The organism is Pseudomonas tolaasii NCPPB 2192, assembly GCF_002813445.1.
GTDB lineage: Bacteria > Pseudomonadota > Gammaproteobacteria > Pseudomonadales > Pseudomonadaceae > Aquipseudomonas > Aquipseudomonas tolaasii.
On sequence record NZ_PHHD01000001.1, the window covers coordinates 798702 to 819866 of the forward strand.

The window sequence follows — 21165 nt, forward strand, 5'->3', positions numbered from 1 at the left end:
CAAGAGCCACCAGCCATCAGCCTTCAGCTTAACGCTTGGGCTGGAGACGCAAGGTCGATGCTTACTTCAGCTCGACTTTAGCGCCTGCTTCTTCCAGTACTGCTTTGGCTTTGTCAGCTGCGTCTTTGGCAACAGCTTCCAGAACCAGGGCAGGAGCGCCGTCAACTACAGCCTTGGCTTCTTTCAGGCCCAGACCGGTCAGTTCACGTACTGCCTTGATCACGTTTACTTTCTTCTCGCCAGCTTCGGTCAGCATGACGTTGAATTCGGTTTGCTCTTCAACAACGGCAGCAGCAGCAGCTGGGCCAGCGGAAGCAGCGGCAGCGGAAACGCCGAATTTTTCTTCGAAAGCTTTGATCAGCTCAACAACCTGCAGAACCGACATTTCAGCTACGGCGTTGAGGATATCGTCTTGGGAGATAGACATTGCTGTATTTCCTGAATTGGGGGACGGCCTACTCGGCCATCGAAATAAACAAAAATACGCGAGAGAAGTCGCTCAGCCTCAGGCTGCGGCGGCTTCTTTTTGCTCGCGAACTGCGGCCAGAGTACGAGCCAGCTTGCTGGTAGCGCCTTGAATCACGCTCATCAGCTGCGAAATGGCTTCGTCGCGGGTCGGCAGTGTTGCCAGTACGTCGATTTGGTTAGCTGCGAGGAACTTGCCCTCGAACGCAGCTGCCTTGATCTCGAACTTATCCTGACTCTTGGCAAACTCTTTGAACAAACGGGCAGCAGCGCCTGGATGTTCTTTGGAGAACGCGATCAGAGTCGGGCCGGTGAACACGTCGTTGAGAACACTGTATTCAGTGTCAGCAACAGCGCGCTTGAGCAGGGTGTTACGTACAACACGTACGTATACGCCAGCTTCACGAGCCTCTTTACGGAGTCCGGTCATAGCGCCTACTGTCACACCACGGGCATCAGCCACGACAGCGGACAGAGCAGCTTTGGCAGCCTCGTTGACTTCAGCGACGATGGCCTTCTTGTCTTCGAGATTAATTGCCACGGGTTTAACTCCTGCTTGTTACCGTTTCATCTGGCCGGAGCCGGATGTCGTTTTGGTGTCTGATTCGGTAAGGAACCGGGAGCACCATCTGCGTAGGCTTGTGGTTTAAGACTTGCGTCGCCTACGGTCTTGGATAGCCCCCGCCAGGCAGGGACCCCAATTTTTTTCAATTGGCGCAATCTCTCACGCCAACTTGTGTCCTATACGTCCAGCGAGCCTTGGTCGATGACCAGACCTGGGCCCATAGTGGTGCTCAGGGTAACGCGCTTAACGTAGATACCTTTCGAGGAAGCTGGCTTGATACGCTTCAGATCAGCGATCAGGGCTTCAACGTTTTCCTTCAGCTTGACGGCGTCGAAACCGACTTTGCCAACGGAGGTGTGAATGATGCCGTTTTTGTCGGTGCGATAACGAACCTGACCAGCTTTGGCGTTTTTAACCGCGGTAGCTACGTCTGGGGTTACGGTGCCGACTTTAGGGTTAGGCATCAGACCACGTGGGCCGAGGATCTGACCCAACTGACCTACAACGCGCATTGCATCCGGGGAAGCAATAACCACGTCATAGTTCAGGTCGCCGCCTTTCATTTCGGCAGCCAGGTCGTCCATGCCAACGCGGTCAGCGCCAGCGGCCAGAGCAGCTTCAGCTGCCGGGCCTTGGGTGAAGACAGCTACACGTACAGTCTTGCCAGTACCGTGTGGCAGCACAGTTGCGCTACGAACGACCTGGTCGGATTTACGTGGGTCAACGCCCAGGTTTACAGCAACGTCAACGGACTCGCTGAACTTGACAGTCGACAGCTCGGTCAGCAGAGCAGCAGCATCTACAAAGTTGTAGGACTTGCCCGCTTCGATTTTGCCGGCGATAGCCTTTTGGCGCTTGGTCAGCTTAGCCATTACACACCCTCCACGTTAAGGCCCATGCTACGAGCAGAACCGGCGATGGTACGCACGGCTGCATCCATATCAGCTGCAGTCAGATCCGCGTTTTTGGTTTTCGCGATTTCTTCCAGCTGAGCACGGGTCACGGTGCCAACCTTAACGGTGTTAGGACGAGCGGAACCGCTAGTCAGACCGGCAGCCTTCTTCAGCAAAACCGAAGCCGGGGTCGACTTGGTTTCGAAAGTGAAACTACGGTCGCTGTAAACAGTGATGATCACTGGAGTCGGCAGACCTGGCTCAAGACCCTGAGTACGGGCGTTGAAGGCCTTGCAGAATTCCATGATGTTCACGCCGTGCTGACCCAGAGCTGGACCGACGGGTGGGCTTGGGTTGGCCTGAGCGGCCTTCACTTGCAGCTTGATGTAAGCGGTAATCTTCTTGGCCATGAGGCACTCCAATTACGGGTTCAAACGCCTCGAAAGGCTCCCCGGTTACTTGCGCGTATATCCCAGTGACGACAAAACCCCACAGCCTCAGGCTGCGGGGTTGGGATGCTTGCTCAGCTAGACCTTTTCGACCTGACTGAACTCCAACTCTACCGGAGTAGAGCGACCGAAAATGAGCACTGCCACCTGGATCCGGCTCTTTTCGTAGTTAACCTCTTCGACGGTGCCGTTGAAATCAGCAAACGGACCATCTGTAACACGAACAACCTCGCCCGGCTCGAACAACGTCTTCGGCTTAGGCTTGTCGCTACCATCAGCAACACGACGCAGAATTGCTTCTGCCTCTTTATCGGTAATTGGAGCTGGCTTATCGGCAGTACCACCGATAAAACCCATGACGCGAGGGGTATCCTTGACCAAGTGCCAAGTACCTTCGTTCATGTCCATTTGAACCAGCACGTAGCCTGGAAAGAACTTGCGTTCGCTCTTGCGCTTCTGGCCATTCCGCATTTCAACCACTTCTTCAGTGGGAACCAGAATTTCGCCGAAGCCATCTTCCATGCCTGCCAGCTTTACGCGCTCCAGCAAAGAGCGCATAACATGCTTCTCGTAACCCGAGTAAGCATGAACAACGTACCAACGCTTAGCCACGGGACACCCTTAGCCAACAATCAAGGAAACAAGCCAGCCGAGCAGGGAATCAAGACCCCACAACAGCAACGCCATAACCAGAACAACAGCCACAACGATCAACGTGGTCTGCGTGGTTTCTTGGCGAGTCGGCCAAACGACTTTACGGATTTCAGTGCGAGCTTCCTTTACCAGGACCGCAAAAGACTTGCCTTTAGCAGTTTGCAAGCCCACAAAGGCAGCAACAGCAGCAAGAGCGAGCAATGCGAGCACACGGTACAGGATCGGCGAAGCAGAGTAATACTGATTGCCAACAACGCCTACGACCACCAAGACGACTACAGCGAGCCACTTGACCAGATCGAAACGAGAGCTTTGAGCTTCAGCCTTAGGAGTCATCTATGAAGATCCTGTGAAAAGAAAGCCAGACACACCACGTGAATCTGGCAGGTCAGGAGGGAATCGAACCCCCAACCTACGGTTTTGGAGACCGTCGCTCTGCCAATTGAGCTACTGACCTAAAACAAAATCAGGCCGACCATTATGCAGACCTGAAAAAGACTTTACAACAACCAACCCCTAGAGACTTGAAATCGCCCAGAAAACAGGCACAACACCATCAAGCCGAGACAAGCTGTTAAAACAAAGGCAGATATTTTCATATCTGCCTTGTTATATGGAGCTCTTGAGCGGATTTGAACCGCTGACCTCACCCTTACCAAGGGTGTGCTCTACCAACTGAGCTACAAGAGCGAAACACACTGCACAACCTGCAAACTTGGAGCGGGTAGCGGGAATCGAACCCGCATCATCAGCTTGGAAGGCTGAGGTTCTACCACTAAACTATACCCGCGGAGCTTGCAGCTCACGCTAAAAATGGTGGAGGGGGAAGGATTCGAACCTTCGAAGTCGTAGACGTCAGATTTACAGTCTGATCCCTTTGGCCGCTCGGGAACCCCTCCTAAGCGAGCCGGCATTTTACATTACGCCGACCTTCTGTCAAGCATTTTCTCATTTAAAAATATGAGGTTAGCTGCGTTGACCTTCGCTTCGCACCGTTGACCGTAGAAGTCTTCACTGCGAAGCGGGCGCCATTCTATGCAAACTAATCGAGAGTTGCAACGCCTTCGCACAACATTATTTTATGTTTTAACTCATTGAATTCCTTAGCAAGGTTTTCAAAGGGCAGATCATCAGCCAGGCGCCTGCTTTCAGGGGCGACACGGAGCCAATACCCGGCAGCCTCCGGCGTATTGAGCAACTGAACCTTGACCTTTATATCCAGACTCACGAGACGTTGCGCCACCAATTGAGCCTGCTGCTGATCAACGAAGCCTCCGATATACAAGCACGTATTTTGCGGCTCGGCGCCTTTTGCACGATCACGTCGCACAATAGGATCAGAAGATTCACTCAGCAGGCGGATATCTTGCTGCCCGCCTCGATAGAGACTCAGGGGCGTTACGTCCTTGGCACGCAGCGGAGCATCTTGTTGATGCCAGATGTAATAGAAGGCATTAAGTACCAGCAAAAGCAAAAACAGCCAACGCATAATCACCTCAGGGTAAAGGGCACGCCATCGCCAACCCTACAAAAACCAGGTCAGGTACCAGCCTGGCTTGCGGCGCAACGTCCGAGACCAGATCAGCGTCACCACCGGTCAAGAAAACAGAAAAATTCTCCCCCCAGTAACTTCTGGCCAGTTCGAGCTGAGTAAGCACAAACCCTCTGAGCATCAGCGCGCAACCACGCTCCACAGCCTCCACAGTCGTGCGACCTGGAGAAAGGCGCTCAACCGCCTGCTCAGCAGCTGAATCGTCGTAGCGAATTTTGCGCGTATGCGTTCGCAACTGGTTGCGCATAAGTGGCATTCCGGGGCAGATAAAACCGCCCAAATGCTCTCCATCCGCAGCGATAAAGTCCGCGGTCGCCGCTGTACCAAAATCGAGGACCAGGCACGCACCTGACGCAAGCTTGAACCCGCCGAGCATCGCTAGCCAGCGATCGAGCCCAAGGCGCTCGTACTCTTCATAGCCATTACGCACCCCTGCCATCTCGCGTGCAGAGGCCGCACATGACACTACCACTCCGAAAGCAGCCTTCAACGCGCTTACCAGCTTGTCAGTCTCTTCAGATGCGCGAACACTCACAAGCCGGCACCGCGTCAGCAACAAGCCAGGAATCGCCAGCAGGCTCTCAACCAGCGCGGCATCCGAACCGACAACCCCTTCTGCAGAGGCTTCAGCCTTGCTTGATGCAAGCACACGCCACTTGATGAAGCTGTTCCCACAGTCGAGCTCAAGAATCATCACGCAACCTCAGGCTTAACTCACCACCGCTATAAACTTTCTCAACGCCGTCTACGCTTAAGCGCAGCGCCCCTTGGCGATCAACACCCAATACAACCCCATCAATCTGATTCACACCCGCAATCAGAGATACAGCCCTTCCCTGCCACAAGTGGTGCTGCTCCCACTCATCCTGAAGCTGCGAAAAGCCAGAAGCCATGTGTCGATCCAAATAACGCTGCAGTTGCAATCCCAGCTGAGCAACCAGGTAATTACGGTCGACCTGAGAGCCCTTTTCAAGCCCTACCGATGTCCACTGCTGATCAACCTCGTCCGCCTTCTGCATATTCACGTTAATACCGATACCCAGGACAACGTGACAAATATCAGCAGGATCCCCTACCAACTCGAGCAATATACCGGCTATTTTCTTCGAGCCGACCAAGACATCGTTTGGCCATTTCAAAGAAGCGTTTTGCACACCTACGCCACGCAAGGCGTGCATCACTGCCAGCCCCACCACAAGACTGAGCCCCTCCAGCTGTCGCAATCCGCCCTCTATACGCAACACCAGGCTGTAATACAGGTTCTGAGCGAAGGGACTGACCCACTTACGGCCGCGACGCCCTCTGCCGGCTGTTTGTTGCTCTGCCAGCACCAGAAAAGGCGCAGTGGACCCAGCACTTACGAGGCGAAGAGCTTCTGCATTGGTGGAGTCAATAGAATCAAAAATATGAATTGGCCACGCCAAATCAGGTGCATTGGCCGCAATATCCCCAGCATTCAAAAACACCAACGGAGACATCAATTGATACCCCTTGCCACGCACTTTATGGATGGGCAAGTTCAATTCCGCCTCGAGATGCTGGAGCTGCTTCCAGACAGCGCTCCGACTGACCCCCAAGGCCTCTCCAAGCGCTTCCCCGGAATGAAAGCGGCCATCTTTTAGAAGGTTCAACAACGTCAGCATGCAAGTACCGCCTCACTATGAGGCCCGCATGATAGCCATGCGCAGGGTCATTGCATAGAAATGGCAGGACTTAGTATGACGAGCGCCCCCTACCTGGACTTTTGGGACGCCCAAAACAAAACCCCAACTGCTCTCGCAATTGGGGTTTTGGAATTTAATCTTGACGATGACCTACTCTCACATGGGGAAACCCCACACTACCATCGGCGATGCATCGTTTCACTACTGAGTTCGGGATGGGATCAGGTGGTTCCAATGCTCTATGGTCGTCAAGAAATTCGGGTACTGAGTCGTGGCGTTCGCCTCGCTTCAGCAAATTGGGTATGTGACAGCTTTCGGTGTTTTGTGAGCGTCGAACTTTCGGTTCATTTCGTCTTCACACACCGCAATCTGATGCTCGTTAGAGTAGTCAAATTGCTTGGGTGTTATATGGTCAAGCCTCACGGGCAATTAGTATTGGTTAGCTCAACGCCTCACAGCGCTTACACACCCAACCTATCAACGTCGTAGTCTTCGACGGCCCTTCAGGGAACTCAAGGTTCCAGTGAGATCTCATCTTGAGGCTAGTTTCCCGCTTAGATGCTTTCAGCGGTTATCTATTCCGAACATAGCTACCCGGCAATGCCACTGGCGTGACAACCGGAACACCAGAGGTTCGTCCACTCCGGTCCTCTCGTACTAGGAGCAGCCCCTCTCAAATCTCAAACGTCCACGGCAGATAGGGACCGAACTGTCTCACGACGTTCTAAACCCAGCTCGCGTACCACTTTAAATGGCGAACAGCCATACCCTTGGGACCGGCTTCAGCCCCAGGATGTGATGAGCCGACATCGAGGTGCCAAACACCGCCGTCGATATGAACTCTTGGGCGGTATCAGCCTGTTATCCCCGGAGTACCTTTTATCCGTTGAGCGATGGCCCTTCCATACAGAACCACCGGATCACTAAGACCTACTTTCGTACCTGCTCGACGTGTCTGTCTCGCAGTCAAGCGCGCTTTTGCCTTTATACTCTACGACCGATTTCCGACCGGTCTGAGCGCACCTTCGTACTCCTCCGTTACTCTTTAGGAGGAGACCGCCCCAGTCAAACTACCCACCATACACTGTCCTCGATCCGGATAACGGACCTGAGTTAGAACCTCAAAGTTGCCAGGGTGGTATTTCAAGGATGGCTCCACGCAGACTGGCGTCCACGCTTCAAAGCCTCCCACCTATCCTACACAAGCAAATTCAAAGTCCAGTGCAAAGCTATAGTAAAGGTTCACGGGGTCTTTCCGTCTAGCCGCGGATACACTGCATCTTCACAGCGATTTCAATTTCACTGAGTCTCGGGTGGAGACAGCGCCGCCATCGTTACGCCATTCGTGCAGGTCGGAACTTACCCGACAAGGAATTTCGCTACCTTAGGACCGTTATAGTTACGGCCGCCGTTTACCGGGGCTTCGATCAAGAGCTTCGCGTTAGCTAACCCCATCAATTAACCTTCCGGCACCGGGCAGGCGTCACACCCTATACGTCCACTTTCGTGTTTGCAGAGTGCTGTGTTTTTAATAAACAGTCGCAGCGGCCTGGTATCTTCGACCGGCATGAGCTTACGGAGCAAGTCCTTCACCCTCACCGGCGCACCTTCTCCCGAAGTTACGGTGCCATTTTGCCTAGTTCCTTCACCCGAGTTCTCTCAAGCGCCTTGGTATTCTCTACCCAACCACCTGTGTCGGTTTGGGGTACGGTTCCTGGTTACCTGAAGCTTAGAAGCTTTTCTTGGAAGCATGGCATCAACCACTTCGCTAACTAAAAGTTAGCTCGTCATCAGCTCTCGGCCTTAAGATCCCGGATTTACCTAAGATCTCAGCCTACCACCTTAAACTTGGACAACCAACGCCAAGCTGGCCTAGCCTTCTCCGTCCCTCCATCGCAATAACCAGAAGTACAGGAATATTAACCTGTTTTCCATCGACTACGCTTTTCAGCCTCGCCTTAGGGACCGACTAACCCTGCGTCGATTAACGTTGCGCAGGAAACCTTGGTCTTTCGGCGTGGGTGTTTTTCACACCCATTGTCGTTACTCATGTCAGCATTCGCACTTCTGATACCTCCAGCAAGCTTCTCAACTCACCTTCACAGGCTTACAGAACGCTCCTCTACCGCATCACTTACGTGATACCCGTAGCTTCGGTGTATGGTTTGAGCCCCGTTACATCTTCCGCGCAGGCCGACTCGACTAGTGAGCTATTACGCTTTCTTTAAAGGGTGGCTGCTTCTAAGCCAACCTCCTAGCTGTCTAAGCCTTCCCACATCGTTTCCCACTTAACCATAACTTTGGGACCTTAGCTGACGGTCTGGGTTGTTTCCCTTTTCACGACGGACGTTAGCACCCGCCGTGTGTCTCCCATGCTCGGCACTTGTAGGTATTCGGAGTTTGCATCGGTTTGGTAAGTCGGGATGACCCCCTAGCCGAAACAGTGCTCTACCCCCTACAGTGATACATGAGGCGCTACCTAAATAGCTTTCGAGGAGAACCAGCTATCTCCGAGCTTGATTAGCCTTTCACTCCGATCCACAGGTCATCCGCTAACTTTTCAACGGTAGTCGGTTCGGTCCTCCAGTTAGTGTTACCCAACCTTCAACCTGCCCATGGATAGATCGCCCGGTTTCGGGTCTATTCCCAGCGACTAGACGCCCTATTAAGACTCGCTTTCGCTACGCCTCCCCTATTCGGTTAAGCTCGCCACTGAAAATAAGTCGCTGACCCATTATACAAAAGGTACGCAGTCACAGAACAAAGTCTGCTCCCACTGCTTGTACGCATACGGTTTCAGGATCTATTTCACTCCCCTCTCCGGGGTTCTTTTCGCCTTTCCCTCACGGTACTAGTTCACTATCGGTCAGTCAGTAGTATTTAGCCTTGGAGGATGGTCCCCCCATATTCAGACAAAGTTTCTCGTGCTCCGTCCTACTCGATTTCATGACTAAGAGATTTTCGCGTACAGGGCTATCACCCACTATGGCCGCACTTTCCAGAGCGTTCCGCTAATCTCAAAGCCACTTAAGGGCTAGTCCCCGTTCGCTCGCCACTACTAAGGGAATCTCGGTTGATTTCTTTTCCTCAGGGTACTTAGATGTTTCAGTTCCCCTGGTTCGCTTCTTGCACCTATGTATTCAGTACAAGATAACCATCTTATGATGGTTGGGTTCCCCCATTCAGACATCTCCGGATCAAAGTCTGTTTGCCGACTCCCCGAAGCTTTTCGCAGGCTACCACGTCTTTCATCGCCTCTGACTGCCAAGGCATCCACCGTATGCGCTTCTTCACTTGACCATATAACCCCAAGCAATCTGGTTATACTGTGAAGACGACATTCGCCGAAAATTCGAATTTCTCAACTAAGAGAACTCACAAATTTTACCTTAGCCTGATCCGTTACCAGTGAAAGTAACGTTCAGTCTATCTTTCTATCACATACCCAAATTTTTAAAGAACGATCTAATCAAAGACTAGAAATCAACATTCACCATCACACTGATGGAATGCTCATTTCTAAGCTTTAAAACTTCAGAAGCAGTAGTGGTGGAGCCAAGCGGGATCGAACCGCCGACCTCCTGCGTGCAAGGCAGGCGCTCTCCCAGCTGAGCTATGGCCCCGTATTTCTACAGGCGTTTCCCACACAAAATTGGTGGGTCTGGGCAGATTCGAACTGCCGACCTCACCCTTATCAGGGGTGCGCTCTAACCAACTGAGCTACAGACCCAATTTCGGGCTGCTTCTTATCGTCTTCTTCAATGAATCAAGCAATTCGTGTGGGAACTTATGGAGCAGCTGATGTCGTCGATTAAGGAGGTGATCCAGCCGCAGGTTCCCCTACGGCTACCTTGTTACGACTTCACCCCAGTCATGAATCACACCGTGGTAACCGTCCTCCCGAAGGTTAGACTAGCTACTTCTGGTGCAACCCACTCCCATGGTGTGACGGGCGGTGTGTACAAGGCCCGGGAACGTATTCACCGCGACATTCTGATTCGCGATTACTAGCGATTCCGACTTCACGCAGTCGAGTTGCAGACTGCGATCCGGACTACGATCGGTTTTATGGGATTAGCTCCACCTCGCGGCTTGGCAACCCTCTGTACCGACCATTGTAGCACGTGTGTAGCCCAGGCCGTAAGGGCCATGATGACTTGACGTCATCCCCACCTTCCTCCGGTTTGTCACCGGCAGTCTCCTTAGAGTGCCCACCATAACGTGCTGGTAACTAAGGACAAGGGTTGCGCTCGTTACGGGACTTAACCCAACATCTCACGACACGAGCTGACGACAGCCATGCAGCACCTGTCTCAATGTTCCCGAAGGCACCAATCCATCTCTGGAAAGTTCATTGGATGTCAAGGCCTGGTAAGGTTCTTCGCGTTGCTTCGAATTAAACCACATGCTCCACCGCTTGTGCGGGCCCCCGTCAATTCATTTGAGTTTTAACCTTGCGGCCGTACTCCCCAGGCGGTCAACTTAATGCGTTAGCTGCGCCACTAAAAGCTCAAGGCTTCCAACGGCTAGTTGACATCGTTTACGGCGTGGACTACCAGGGTATCTAATCCTGTTTGCTCCCCACGCTTTCGCACCTCAGTGTCAGTATTAGTCCAGGTGGTCGCCTTCGCCACTGGTGTTCCTTCCTATATCTACGCATTTCACCGCTACACAGGAAATTCCACCACCCTCTACCATACTCTAGTCAGTCAGTTTTGAATGCAGTTCCCAGGTTGAGCCCGGGGATTTCACATCCAACTTAACAAACCACCTACGCGCGCTTTACGCCCAGTAATTCCGATTAACGCTTGCACCCTCTGTATTACCGCGGCTGCTGGCACAGAGTTAGCCGGTGCTTATTCTGTCGGTAACGTCAAAACAGTTACGTATTAGGCAACTGCCCTTCCTCCCAACTTAAAGTGCTTTACAATCCGAAGACCTTCTTCACACACGCGGCATGGCTGGATCAGGCTTTCGCCCATTGTCCAATATTCCCCACTGCTGCCTCCCGTAGGAGTCTGGACCGTGTCTCAGTTCCAGTGTGACTGATCATCCTCTCAGACCAGTTACGGATCGTCGCCTTGGTGAGCCATTACCTCACCAACTAGCTAATCCGACCTAGGCTCATCTGATAGCGCAAGGCCCGAAGGTCCCCTGCTTTCTCCCGTAGGACGTATGCGGTATTAGCGTCCGTTTCCGGACGTTATCCCCCACTACCAGGCAGATTCCTAGGCATTACTCACCCGTCCGCCGCTCTCAAGAGAAGCAAGCTTCTCTCTACCGCTCGACTTGCATGTGTTAGGCCTGCCGCCAGCGTTCAATCTGAGCCATGATCAAACTCTTCAGTTCAAACATCTTTGGGTTTTTAAGAAACCCTAAACTTGGCTCAGCAATCGTTGGTTACATCTTTGATTTCTCGCGGAGTAACTTGTGATGCTGATAATCTTGTTGACTATCAGTCTGACTCCACAAGCACCCACACGAATTGCTTGATTCAGTTGTTAAAGAGCGGTTGGTTAAGATCTTTCGTCTCAACCGAGGCGCGCATTCTACAGCAGCCTCATTTGCTGTCAAGTGATTATTTTCAGAAGTTTTCGAAGATTTCTTCAACAACTTCAACCACTTGCGCTTCCGATCTCTCGTTAGCGGGAGGCGAATTCTACAGCGTTACACGCTGCTGTCAACACCTCTTTTTCTCCGCTTTCGACCGAGAGGATCGAAACGTTAACAGAGCCAAACAACGCCGCCCTATCAACTCCTTCTGGGCTTCGATTAACTGAAGCAATTCGCTCTCGAAACTTACTTAACTCATTGAAACTCAAGGAGTTTTCCGTTTCGACTGCGCTGGAAGTGGGGCGAATTATAGAGAGATATAATTCGCCGTCAACACCTAATTTCAATTTTATTCAGATTTGAGCGTAATACGCGCAAATGCCTTCTTGCCGGCCTGGCAAACATGGGTCGCGCCCAGCTCATATATAAAGGTGCGATCCACAACCTCACCATCTATACGCACACCACCGGAACCCAGCAGGTCACGGGCAACCGCCGAGTTCTTCACCAAGCCCGCCTTATTAAGGACGGCGGCAATCGGCATTGCTTCGGTAGCACTCAGCTCAATCTCTGGCAGATCATCCGGCAGCTCGCCATCCTTCATGCGGTTACCCGCAGCACGGTGAGCATTCGCAGCAGCCTCTTCACCGTGGAAGCGCGCCACAATCTCTTCCGCCAGCTTGATCTTCACGTCACGCGGATTGGCACCCGCCTCGACTTCAGCACGCAGCGCATTAATCTCGTCCATCGAGCGGAAGCTCAACAGCTCGAAGTAGCGCCACATCAAAGCATCCGGAATCGAAACCAGTTTGCCGTACATCACGCCCGGCGCTTCCTGGATACCTACATAGTTGCCCAGGGACTTGGACATCTTCTTGACGCCATCCAACCCTTCCAGCAATGGCATTGTCAGAATGCACTGAGCCTCCTGCCCATACGCACGCTGCAGCTCACGCCCCATCAACAGGTTGAACTTCTGATCGGTACCGCCCAGCTCAACGTCCGCGCGCAACGCGACCGAGTCATACCCCTGAACCAGTGGATAAAGGAACTCGTGAATAGCAATTGGCTGATTGGTGGAGTAGCGCTTATCAAAGTCGTCGCGCTCAAGCATGCGCGCAACGGTGTACTGGGAAGTCAGACGAATGAAATCAGCCGGCCCCATCTGATCCATCCAGGTGGAGTTGAACGCCACCTCGGTCTTGGCCGGATCGAGAATCTTGAACACCTGTGTTTTATAGGTCTCGGCATTATCGAGAACCTGTTCACGGGTCAACGGCGGGCGCGTAGCACTCTTGCCGCTTGGGTCACCGATCATCCCTGTGAAGTCACCTATAAGGAAGATGACCTGATGCCCCAATTCCTGGAACTGGCGCAGCTTATTAATAAGCACGGTATGACCCAGGTGCAAATCCGGCGCCGTCGGGTCAAAGCCGGCCTTGATACGCAGGGGCTGGCCACGCTTGAGCTTTTCGATCAGCTCAGCCTCGACCAACAGTTCTTCCGCACCACGTTTTATCAGCGCTAGCTGCTCTTCAACCGACTTCATAACAGACCCGCAAGGCTCAGATTCAAAAGGGAACCAACCATACAAGATCAGGGACTAATTACAAGTTTTGTCCTGCGTACGGGCACCGTTCAGCAAGCACGGCATTCGCGAGCTTGCGCCACAGATGATTTGGTTATATTTTATACAGTTATTTCATCTTCATCATGTCATTCATCTTTTCCATTTCATCTTCAAAGTCAAAATTACTTATGACCACAGAACCGTCTAAAGCGCCGCCGCTTTACCCCAAGACCCACTTGCTCGCCGCCAGTGGAATCGCCGCCCTTCTCAGCCTGGCACTCCTGGTATTCCCTTCCAGTGACGTAGAAGCAAAACGAACCTCCCTGAGTCTTGACCTGGAAAGTCCAGTTGAACAACTGACACAAGATCAAGACGCTTCCGACGCGCAACAAGCCACAAACGCACCGACAGAATCCCCATTCGCACAAATAGAAAGTACGCCCGAAGACACCCAGCAAGCCGCGCAAGAGCAGCCTGCACCAACCGCTGCCAAAAACCCTCAACACCGCGAAGTCATCGTCGCAAAAGGCGACACCCTGTCGACGCTCTTCGAGAAAGTCGGCCTGCCTGCCGCCACTGTTAATGAGGTGCTGGCCAGCGACAAACAAGCCAAGCAGTTCACCCAGCTCAAACACGGGCAAAAGCTTGAGTTTGAACTTACCCCCGACGGCCAGCTGAACAACCTGCACAGCAGCGTCAGCGACCTCGAAAGCATCAGTTTGACCAAAGGCGCGAAAGGCTTTGCCTTCAACCGCATCACCACTAAACCGGTAACGCGCTCCGCCTACGTACATGGTGTGATCAACAGCTCACTCTCCCAGTCGGCCGCGCGCGCCGGCCTGTCCCACAGCATGACCATGGACATGGCCAGCGTATTTGGCTACGACATCGACTTCGCCCAGGACATCCGCCAGGGCGACGAATTTGACGTGATCTACGAGCAGAAAGTCGCCAACGGCAAAGTGGTCGGCACCGGCGCCATTCTTTCCGCGCGCTTCACCAACCGCGGCAAGACCTACACCGCCGTGCGCTACACCAACAAACAAGGCAACACCAGCTATTACACGGCCGATGGCAACAGCATGCGCAAGGCTTTCATCCGCACGCCTGTGGACTTCGCTCGCATCAGCTCGCGCTTCTCCATGGGCCGCAAGCATCCTATCCTGAACAAAATCCGCGCCCACAAAGGTGTCGACTATGCAGCCCCGCGCGGTACGCCAATCAAGGCGGCCGGTGACGGCAAAGTGCTGCTGGCCGGGCGCCGTGGGGGCTATGGCAACACCGTGATCATCCAGCACGGCAACACTTACCGCACGCTGTATGGCCACATGCAGGGCTTCGCCAAGGGCGTGTCCACCGGCAGCAACGTGAAGCAAGGCCAGGTCATCGGCTATATCGGCACAACCGGCCTGTCTACCGGCCCGCATTTGCACTATGAGTTCCAGGTCAACGGCGTCCATGTCGACCCCCTGGGCCAGAAGCTGCCAATGGCTGACCCGATCGCCAAGGCCGAGCGCGCACGCTTCCTGCAACAGAGCCAGCCGCTGATGGCGCGCATGGACCAGGAGCGCTCCACGCTGCTGGCTTCAGCGAAGCGCTAACGCATGCCGCTCTATATAGGTGTGATGTCCGGGACCAGCCTTGATGGCCTGGATATCGCCCTGATCGAACAAGACCCGGCGATCAACCTGATCGCCACCCACTACGTCCCCATGCCGGATTCGCTGCGCGCCGAGCTACTCGGCCTGTGCGCCAGCGGGCCGGACGAAATCGCCCGCTCGGCGGTTGCCCAGCAACACTGGGTTGCACTCGCCGCAGACGGCATCCGCGCGCTGTTGGACCAGCAGCACCTCGCGCCTCAAGACATCCGCGCAATCGGTAGCCACGGGCAGACCATTCGCCACGAACCGGCGCGCGGGTTTACCGTACAGATTGGCAACCCAGCGCTGCTCACCGAACTGACCAGCATCACCGTCGTCAGTGACTTTCGCAGCCGCGACGTCGCCGCCGGTGGCCAGGGCGCACCTCTGGTCCCGGCCTTTCACGAAGCCCTGTTCGGCGAGCAAACCGGCAACCGCGCCGTATTGAACGTCGGCGGGTTCAGCAACCTCAGCCTGATCGAGACTGGCAAACCTGTTGCCGGCTTCGACTGCGGCCCGGGCAACGTCCTGCTGGATGCCTGGATTCATGATCAGCGTGGCGAACACTTTGACCGTGCTGGCCAATGGGCGGCCAGCGGCAAGGTCGAACCCCAACTGCTCGGCGCACTGCTCAGCGATCCGTTCTTCCAGGCCACGGGTCCGAAGAGCACCGGGCGCGAAGTGTTCAACCTGGGTTGGCTGCAACAACACTTAGGCAAACTGCCTGCTTTTGAGCCGCGGAATGTGCAGGCTACCCTGCTGGAGCTCACTGCGCAGACCATCGTCGAGTCCCTGCAAGCCGCACAAACAGACACTGAAACCCTGCTGATCTGCGGCGGCGGCGCCCATAACGGTGCGCTGATGAGCCGCCTAGCCGCCCTGCTGCCATCCGCTCAGGTCAGCAGCACGGCCGCCTACGGCGTAGATCCGGACTGGGTCGAGGCCATGGCCTTCGCCTGGCTCGCCCATTGCTGCCTGGAGGGCATCGCCGCCAACCGCCCCAGCGTCACCGGCGCGCGTGGGCTTCGGGTATTGGGCGCGATCTACCCCGCATAACCTGCAGACAGCAAAACGCCGCTTGGCCTATCAAAGCCAAGCGGCGTTTTTTTATGCCTTGGAAATCAGGCTATCGATCAGATCGAGAACGAAGACCCACAACCACAGGTAGTGGTGGCATTCGGGTTCTTGATCACGAACCGCGAACCTTCCAGACCTTCCTGGTAATCCACCTCGGCACCTGCCAGGTATTGGAAGCTCATCGGGTCCACGACCAGGCTGACGCCCTCGCGCTCGACGATAGTGTCGTCGTCGGCCACATCTTCATCGAAGGTAAAACCGTACTGAAACCCTGAACAACCGCCGCCCGTAACGAATACGCGCAGCTTCAAGCGATCATTACCCTCTTCATCGACCAGGCTCTTCACCTTGTGCGCAGCACCGTGGGTGAATTGCAAAGCCGTGGGGGTGAAGGATTCAACGCTCATGCTGATAATCTCCCGGCGTATCGCCGCCATCTGCGTAATGGCGGGCATTATCCGCTTCTCCTAGAAAAGCGGTCAACTATTGTTACGGTATATCAATCTGCGCTGTCGCCATTAAAAACACAAAAGGCCCGATCAACGGGCCTTTTGCGCAACAACACAGAACGCTTAAGGCAGCATGCCTGCGTGGGACAGGCCCAGCTTCTCGTCCAGACCGAACAGAATGTTCAGGTTCTGCACCGCTTGGCCCGACGCGCCCTTGACCAGGTTGTCGATGACCGACAGCACCACCACCAGGTCGCCATCCTGCGGACGGTGCACAGCAATCCGGCACACGTTCGCGCCACGTACGCTGCGGGTTTCCGGGTGGCTGCCGGCCGGCATCACGTCGACGAACGGCTCGTTGGCATAGCGCTTTTCAAACAGCGCCTGCAGGTCGACCGAGCGATCCACCACAGTGGCGTAGAGCGTGGAGTGAATGCCACGGATCATCGGGGTCAGGTGCGGCACAAACGTCAGCCCCACATCTTTCCCGGCGGCACGACGCAGCCCCTGACGAATTTCCGGCAAGTGACGATGCCCTTTTACCGCGTAGGCCTTCATGCTTTCCGACGTTTCGGAGTACAGCGAACCTACAGCAGCCCCCCGACCGGCGCCGCTCACGCCCGACTTGCAGTCGGCGATCAGGCGCGAAGTATCCGCCAGCCCGGCTTCCAGCAATGGCAGGAAACCCAGTTGAGTGGCGGTTGGATAGCAGCCCGGCACGGCAATCAGGCGCGCTTGCTTGATGTGCTCCCGGTTGACTTCCGGCAGCCCGTAAACGGCCTCCTCCAGCAACTGCGGCGCACCGTGCGGCTGGCCGTACCACTTGGCCCACTCGTCAGCGTCTTGCAGGCGGAAGTCGGCCGACAGGTCGATGACCTTGGTGCCGGCGGCCAGCAGTTCGCCCGCCAGCGCGTGGGCTACGCCATGGGGCGTGGCGAAAAACACCACATCACAGGCACCCAGGGTCTTGATGTCCGGAACACTGAAAGCCAGGCCGTCGTAATGGCCTCGCAGGTTCGGGTACATATCGGCCACGGCCAGCCCGGCCTCGGATCGGGAGGTGATAACCACCACCTCAGCTTGCGGATGCTGAGCCAACAGACGCAGCAATTCGACACCGGTGTAACCCGTGCCGCCGACGATACCGACCTTGACCATAAACCTGCCCTCAACGAACCCACTGGAAAGCCGTCGATAATAGGGGCCGTATCGTCCTGCGACAACCGTCAACGTGACGTACGGGCGCATGAGCCACTACTATCTTCAGTTACCGTGAACCTGGGAATAACTAGAAATGCTCTATCTATGGGTCAAAGCCTTCCACATCATCAGTATCGTCTGCTGGTTTGCCGGGCTGTTCTACCTGCCACGCCTGTTCGTCTACCACGCCCAAAGCGAAGACACCGTCAGCAAGGAACGCTTCAGCGTCATGGAGCGCAAGCTCTACCGCGGCATCATGGGCCCGGCAATGATCGCCGCCCTGGTGTTTGGCGGCTGGCTGATTTACCTCAACCCGAGCGTTTTCCACTCCGGCGGCTGGATCCACGCCAAGCTGACCCTCGTCGTGCTGCTGATCGGCTACCACCATATGTGCGGCGCACAGGTAAAACGTTTTGCCCGTGGCGAAAACACCCGCAGCCATGTCTTTTATCGCTGGTTCAATGAAGTACCGGTTCTGATATTGCTGGCTATCGTAATTTTGGTCGTGGTCAAACCGTTCTAACTTCAATCACACGGGGTACCTCCAATGTCGCTGCCCGCTCTGCTTGAACAACGTCTGCGCCTGCCCGTGGTGGCTGCGCCGATGTTTCTGATTTCCAACCCGCAACTGGTCCTGGCGTGCTGCCGCAACGGCGTGGTGGGGAGTTTTCCAGCGCTCAACCAGCGCGAAAGCAGTGGCTTCAAGGCCTGGCTGGAGGAAATCGAAGCGGGCCTGGCGCAATTGGACAACCCCGCGCCGTACGCCGTGAATCTGATCGTGCACAACAGCAACCCGCGCCTGGAAGCTGACCTGGCGATTTGCGTCGAGCACAAAGTGCCGATCGTCATCACCAGCCTGGGCGCAGTCAAAGAGCTGGTGGACGCCGTACACAGCTACGGCGGCCTGGTCTTTCATGACGTCACCACCCGCCGGCATGCCGAAAAAGCAGCTGAGGCGGGCGTGGACGGGCTGATCGCCGTGGCCGCCGGCGCCGGCGGGCATGCCGGTACCTGGAGCCCGTTCGCGCTGATCGCCGAAATCCGCCAGTTCTTCGACAAAACTCTGTTGCTGGCCGGCTGCCTCAATCACGGGCACGAGATTCTTGCCGCGCAATTGCTCGGCGCCGACCTTGCCTATTTCGGTACGCGGTTCATCGGCACCACCGAAAGCCATGCGCCGGATGCCTATAAAGAGATGCTGCTCACATCCCGCGCCGCCGACATCGTGCACACTCCAGCCGTGTCCGGTGTACCTGCAAGCTTCATGCGCCAGAGCCTGGAAAACGCCGGCTTCGACCTCGCCGCCCTGCAGGGCAAGGGCGAAGTCAACTTCGGTTCCAAGCTCAAGCCGTTGAGCGACGAAGCCAAGGCTTGGAAAACCGTGTGGTCCGCCGGCCAGGGTGTCGGTGAGATTGACGATCTTCCAAGCGTCGATGAACTCGTTGCGCGCCTGGATGCCGAATATCGCAAGGCGCGTGAACACGCGGCGCAGTTACACTGGCCACGCTGACAACCGCCAGGCCGGTTGACCGAAGCCGGCCTGCACCTCCCTTCCTGATTGAGTGACAAGGATGCCCGCATGAGCGACAACCGTTTCAAGATTGTGTTTGATGGGACCCTGCTCCCGGGTGTCGAAAGCACCACCGCCAAGCTGAACCTCGCCGAGCTGTTTAAAAGCGATGTCGCTGCCATCGAAAAACTCTTCACCGGCCGCTCGGTTGCGCTCAAGCGCGACTTGCCGCGTGCCGATGCCGAAACCTACCTCACCGCGCTGAAAAACGCCGGGGTCGATGCCCGAATCGAAGAGGAACAACCGGTCGCGTTCAGCCTGGATGAAACCCACGAGACAAGCTCCGGCGCGTCCGACCTCTCGCGCCCTGCCGCTTCGCCCTATGCACCGCCGCGTGCAGCAGTCGGCGAATACGCTGAGGAATTTTCCACCCTCAAGGTATTCACCATTCACGGGCGTATTGGCCGCTTGCGCTACCTGGCCTGGACGCTGGTGCTTACCGTCGCGACGTTGGTGGCGAGCGGTATTCTGTTCACCGCAGGCTTCGCCATCGCGACCGCCGCGCCGACCGTGGCGGCCATTTTCGGGGTGCTGACGGGCCTGGCGTTGTTTGTTGCGATGGTCTGGGTCAGCGTGCAGATCGGTGTGCAACGCCTGCACGACCTGGGATGGTCCGGCTGGCTCTACCTGCTGAACCTCGTGCCGCTGGTGAACAGTGTCTTCCCGCTCCTGTTGCTGGTGTTGCCGGGCAATTCGGGCGCCAATCAATACGGCCCTCCTCCACCGCGTAACTCCACCGCGGTAAAAGTACTGGCGACGGCGTGGCTGGCGTTCTTGCCGATCATGTTTGCCATCGTGGTGGCACTGGGCATGAACGGCTACCTGGACCAGCTTCAAGCCAATATGGACAGCGGCTATGAAAGCAGCTCCATTACTTCCGACGACGACGGCGACCAAAGCGTTATCGTTGATGAAGTCGACGTGCAAAGTGCTGACGACACGGCTGAACCTGTAGACTCTCCAGAACAGTAAAGAAACGCCCGCGCGCCTGTGATGCCTCTGTCACAGGCGCGGCGGCGTTGCGATGGAGAAAGGCATGACCCGTTACGCTCTGATCACCGGCGCCTCCAGCGGCATCGGCCTGGCCCTGGCCGAAGCCTTGGCCCGTCGCGGCCGCAGCTTGATTCTGGTGGCCCGCCAGCGTGATCAGTTGGAAAGCATTGCAATCGAATTGACTCAACGCTTCGGCGTCGAGGTGCTGTTTCGTGCCTGTGACCTGGGCGAGCCGCTGCGTTTATCGGGGTTTCTGTTGGAGCTTGAGGAAGGCGAACGGCAGATCGACCTGCTGGTCAATTGCGCCGGCATGGGCACCAGCGGGCCATTCCTGGCCCAGGACTGGATGACCGAACAGGACCTGATCGAAGTCAACGTGCTTGCCCTCACCCGTATGTGCCACGCCCTTGGCAACGCCATGGCCTTGCATGGCGGCGGGCAGATTCTCAACGTTGCGTCGGTTGCCGCCTTCCAGCCCGGTCCGTGGATGAGCAGCTACTACGCCAGCAAGGCGTACGTGCTGCATTTTTCCGAAGGCCTGCGCGAAGAGTTGAAAACCAGTGGCATCAAGGTTTCGGTGTTATGCCCCGGCCCGACACGCACCGCGTTCTTCGGCACCGCGCAGATGGACACCGCCAAGCTCGAACGCAGCCAGCAACTGATGAGCCCGGAAGAAGTCGCGCTCTATACCGTGCGCGCGCTGGAAAAAAACAAAGCCATCATCATTCCGGGCCGACGCAACCGCTGGATCACGTTCAGCCCCCGTTTAAGCCCGCGCTGGCTGACCCGCAAGATTGCCGGCGCCATCAACAAGGCCTATTGCTCGCGCTGAACGCGTGGGTACACTCCCGTGCACTTTCATAATGGAGAA

General features: G+C 55.6%; 18 protein-coding genes, 6 tRNA genes and 3 rRNA genes. 6 read left to right on the forward strand and 21 right to left on the reverse strand.

Annotated elements, in window-relative coordinates; genetic code table 11:
* Positions 1 to 61: 61 nt before the first annotated feature.
* From rplL to tyrS, 19 genes are all read right to left on the reverse strand, one after another.
* Positions 62 to 427 (reverse strand): 50S ribosomal protein L7/L12, encoded by a 366-nt coding sequence (gene rplL / locus ATI14_RS03710; protein WP_016969476.1) that lies wholly within the window; start codon positions 425 to 427, stop codon positions 62 to 64.
* Between the two features lie 78 nt (positions 428 to 505).
* The gene (rplJ, locus tag ATI14_RS03715; protein WP_016969477.1) at positions 506 to 1006 is read right to left on the reverse strand and encodes a 50S ribosomal protein L10; all 501 of its coding nucleotides are present in this window, start codon (positions 1004 to 1006) and stop codon (positions 506 to 508) included.
* A 200-nt stretch (positions 1007 to 1206) separates the two neighbouring features.
* A complete protein-coding gene (gene rplA, locus ATI14_RS03720; protein ID WP_003176434.1) occupies positions 1207 to 1902 on the reverse strand; it encodes a 50S ribosomal protein L1 in 696 nt (231 codons plus the stop codon).
* Positions 1902 to 2333, reverse strand: a complete 432-nt coding sequence (gene rplK / locus ATI14_RS03725) for a 50S ribosomal protein L11 (protein WP_003176435.1) — start codon at positions 2331 to 2333, stop codon at positions 1902 to 1904. Before rplK ends, rplA begins: the two co-directional genes overlap by 1 nt.
* A gap of 117 nt (positions 2334 to 2450) precedes the next feature.
* Entirely contained in the window at positions 2451 to 2984 is a 534-nt protein-coding gene (gene nusG / locus ATI14_RS03730) for a transcription termination/antitermination protein NusG (RefSeq protein ID WP_003176436.1), read from the reverse strand.
* A 9-nt stretch (positions 2985 to 2993) separates the two neighbouring features.
* Positions 2994 to 3362, reverse strand: a complete 369-nt coding sequence (gene secE / locus ATI14_RS03735; RefSeq protein WP_016969478.1) for a preprotein translocase subunit SecE — start codon at positions 3360 to 3362, stop codon at positions 2994 to 2996.
* A 45-nt stretch (positions 3363 to 3407) separates the two neighbouring features.
* Positions 3408 to 3483: transfer RNA gene (locus ATI14_RS03740), tRNA-Trp, on the reverse strand.
* 157 nt (positions 3484 to 3640) lie between these two features.
* A tRNA-Thr gene (locus tag ATI14_RS03745) sits at positions 3641 to 3716 on the reverse strand.
* Positions 3717 to 3742: 26 nt separating this feature from the next.
* Positions 3743 to 3816, reverse strand: a tRNA-Gly gene (locus ATI14_RS03750).
* Positions 3817 to 3840: 24 nt separating this feature from the next.
* Positions 3841 to 3925: transfer RNA gene (locus tag ATI14_RS03755), tRNA-Tyr, on the reverse strand.
* A gap of 143 nt (positions 3926 to 4068) precedes the next feature.
* Positions 4069 to 4515, reverse strand: a complete 447-nt coding sequence (locus tag ATI14_RS03760; protein WP_016969479.1) for a hypothetical protein — start codon at positions 4513 to 4515, stop codon at positions 4069 to 4071.
* A gap of 7 nt (positions 4516 to 4522) precedes the next feature.
* On the reverse strand, positions 4523 to 5272 hold the full coding sequence (locus ATI14_RS03765; RefSeq protein WP_016969480.1) for a pantothenate kinase: 750 nt from the start codon (positions 5270 to 5272) through the stop codon (positions 4523 to 4525).
* Positions 5262 to 6221, reverse strand: coding sequence for a bifunctional biotin--[acetyl-CoA-carboxylase] ligase/biotin operon repressor BirA (birA, locus tag ATI14_RS03770; RefSeq protein WP_016969481.1), 960 nt, complete (start codon positions 6219 to 6221; stop codon positions 5262 to 5264). The genes ATI14_RS03765 and birA overlap by 11 nt, the downstream gene beginning before the upstream one ends.
* A gap of 158 nt (positions 6222 to 6379) precedes the next feature.
* Positions 6380 to 6495, reverse strand: a 5S ribosomal RNA gene (gene rrf, locus ATI14_RS03775).
* Between the two features lie 155 nt (positions 6496 to 6650).
* Positions 6651 to 9542: ribosomal RNA gene (locus ATI14_RS03780) — 23S ribosomal RNA — on the reverse strand.
* 247 nt (positions 9543 to 9789) lie between these two features.
* Positions 9790 to 9865: transfer RNA gene (locus ATI14_RS03785), tRNA-Ala, on the reverse strand.
* 30 nt (positions 9866 to 9895) lie between these two features.
* Positions 9896 to 9972: transfer RNA gene (locus tag ATI14_RS03790), tRNA-Ile, on the reverse strand.
* A gap of 82 nt (positions 9973 to 10054) precedes the next feature.
* A 16S ribosomal RNA gene (locus ATI14_RS03795) occupies positions 10055 to 11591 on the reverse strand.
* Together the 16S, 23S and 5S rRNA genes with 2 tRNA genes alongside form the textbook arrangement of a ribosomal RNA operon.
* A 553-nt stretch (positions 11592 to 12144) precedes the next feature.
* Positions 12145 to 13344, reverse strand: coding sequence for a tyrosine--tRNA ligase (tyrS, locus tag ATI14_RS03805; protein WP_016972419.1), 1200 nt, complete (start codon positions 13342 to 13344; stop codon positions 12145 to 12147).
* Between the two features lie 209 nt (positions 13345 to 13553).
* On the opposite strand from tyrS, the gene ATI14_RS03810 reads away from it, so the two are divergent.
* Together ATI14_RS03810 and ATI14_RS03815 are read left to right on the forward strand one after the other, a co-directional pair.
* Positions 13554 to 14966 carry a peptidoglycan DD-metalloendopeptidase family protein gene (locus tag ATI14_RS03810; protein ID WP_016972418.1) on the forward strand — a complete coding sequence of 471 codons (1413 nt, stop codon included), beginning with the start codon at positions 13554 to 13556 and terminating at the stop codon, positions 14964 to 14966.
* Positions 14967 to 14969: 3 nt separating this feature from the next.
* Positions 14970 to 16061: an anhydro-N-acetylmuramic acid kinase gene (locus ATI14_RS03815; RefSeq protein ID WP_016972417.1), complete on the forward strand. Its 1092-nt coding sequence runs from the start codon at positions 14970 to 14972 to the stop codon at positions 16059 to 16061.
* Between the two features lie 77 nt (positions 16062 to 16138).
* Here the strand turns inward: ATI14_RS03815 and erpA are convergent, their stop codons facing one another.
* Positions 16139 to 16489 carry an iron-sulfur cluster insertion protein ErpA gene (gene erpA / locus ATI14_RS03820; protein ID WP_003176443.1) on the reverse strand — a complete coding sequence of 117 codons (351 nt, stop codon included), beginning with the start codon at positions 16487 to 16489 and terminating at the stop codon, positions 16139 to 16141.
* Between the two features lie 165 nt (positions 16490 to 16654).
* Positions 16655 to 17689, reverse strand: coding sequence for an N-acetyl-gamma-glutamyl-phosphate reductase (gene argC, locus ATI14_RS03825; protein WP_017255509.1), 1035 nt, complete (start codon positions 17687 to 17689; stop codon positions 16655 to 16657).
* A gap of 136 nt (positions 17690 to 17825) precedes the next feature.
* Between argC and hemJ the strand changes: the two genes are divergently transcribed.
* The 4 genes from hemJ to ATI14_RS03845 all read left to right on the forward strand — a co-directional run bounded on the left by hemJ (position 17826) and on the right by ATI14_RS03845 (position 21126).
* Positions 17826 to 18254, forward strand: a complete 429-nt coding sequence (gene hemJ, locus ATI14_RS03830) for a protoporphyrinogen oxidase HemJ (RefSeq protein ID WP_016972414.1) — start codon at positions 17826 to 17828, stop codon at positions 18252 to 18254.
* Positions 18255 to 18278: 24 nt separating this feature from the next.
* A complete protein-coding gene (locus ATI14_RS03835; RefSeq protein ID WP_016972413.1) occupies positions 18279 to 19241 on the forward strand; it encodes an NAD(P)H-dependent flavin oxidoreductase in 963 nt (320 codons plus the stop codon).
* Positions 19242 to 19310: 69 nt separating this feature from the next.
* Positions 19311 to 20273 carry a DUF805 domain-containing protein gene (locus ATI14_RS03840; protein ID WP_080520435.1) on the forward strand — a complete coding sequence of 321 codons (963 nt, stop codon included), beginning with the start codon at positions 19311 to 19313 and terminating at the stop codon, positions 20271 to 20273.
* 64 nt (positions 20274 to 20337) lie between these two features.
* Positions 20338 to 21126, forward strand: coding sequence for an SDR family NAD(P)-dependent oxidoreductase (locus tag ATI14_RS03845; protein ID WP_017255512.1), 789 nt, complete (start codon positions 20338 to 20340; stop codon positions 21124 to 21126).
* Positions 21127 to 21165: the final 39 nt, after the last annotated feature.

Bases quoted from the DNA above. Each gene is read 5' to 3' on its own strand.
- argC (WP_017255509.1), bottom strand. From the start codon at position 17,689: ATGGTCAAGGTCGGTATCGTCGGCGGCACGGGTTACACCGGTGTCGAA.
- ATI14_RS03845 (WP_017255512.1), top strand. From the start codon at position 20,338: ATGACCCGTTACGCTCTGATCACCGGCGCCTCCAGCGGCATCGGCCTG.
- rplK (WP_003176435.1), bottom strand. From the start codon at position 2,333: ATGGCCAAGAAGATTACCGCTTACATCAAGCTGCAAGTGAAGGCCGCT.
- ATI14_RS03760 (WP_016969479.1), bottom strand. From the start codon at position 4,515: ATGCGTTGGCTGTTTTTGCTTTTGCTGGTACTTAATGCCTTCTATTAC.
- ATI14_RS03765 (WP_016969480.1), bottom strand. From the start codon at position 5,272: ATGATTCTTGAGCTCGACTGTGGGAACAGCTTCATCAAGTGGCGTGTG.
- rplA (WP_003176434.1), bottom strand. From the start codon at position 1,902: ATGGCTAAGCTGACCAAGCGCCAAAAGGCTATCGCCGGCAAAATCGAA.
- ATI14_RS03810 (WP_016972418.1), top strand. From the start codon at position 13,554: ATGACCACAGAACCGTCTAAAGCGCCGCCGCTTTACCCCAAGACCCAC.
- birA (WP_016969481.1), bottom strand. From the start codon at position 6,221: ATGCTGACGTTGTTGAACCTTCTAAAAGATGGCCGCTTTCATTCCGGG.
- hemJ (WP_016972414.1), top strand. From the start codon at position 17,826: ATGCTCTATCTATGGGTCAAAGCCTTCCACATCATCAGTATCGTCTGC.
- ATI14_RS03840 (WP_080520435.1), top strand. From the start codon at position 19,311: ATGAGCGACAACCGTTTCAAGATTGTGTTTGATGGGACCCTGCTCCCG.
- tyrS (WP_016972419.1), bottom strand. From the start codon at position 13,344: ATGAAGTCGGTTGAAGAGCAGCTAGCGCTGATAAAACGTGGTGCGGAA.
- erpA (WP_003176443.1), bottom strand. From the start codon at position 16,489: ATGAGCGTTGAATCCTTCACCCCCACGGCTTTGCAATTCACCCACGGT.
- secE (WP_016969478.1), bottom strand. From the start codon at position 3,362: ATGACTCCTAAGGCTGAAGCTCAAAGCTCTCGTTTCGATCTGGTCAAG.
- ATI14_RS03815 (WP_016972417.1), top strand. From the start codon at position 14,970: ATGCCGCTCTATATAGGTGTGATGTCCGGGACCAGCCTTGATGGCCTG.
- rplL (WP_016969476.1), bottom strand. From the start codon at position 427: ATGTCTATCTCCCAAGACGATATCCTCAACGCCGTAGCTGAAATGTCG.
- ATI14_RS03835 (WP_016972413.1), top strand. From the start codon at position 18,279: ATGTCGCTGCCCGCTCTGCTTGAACAACGTCTGCGCCTGCCCGTGGTG.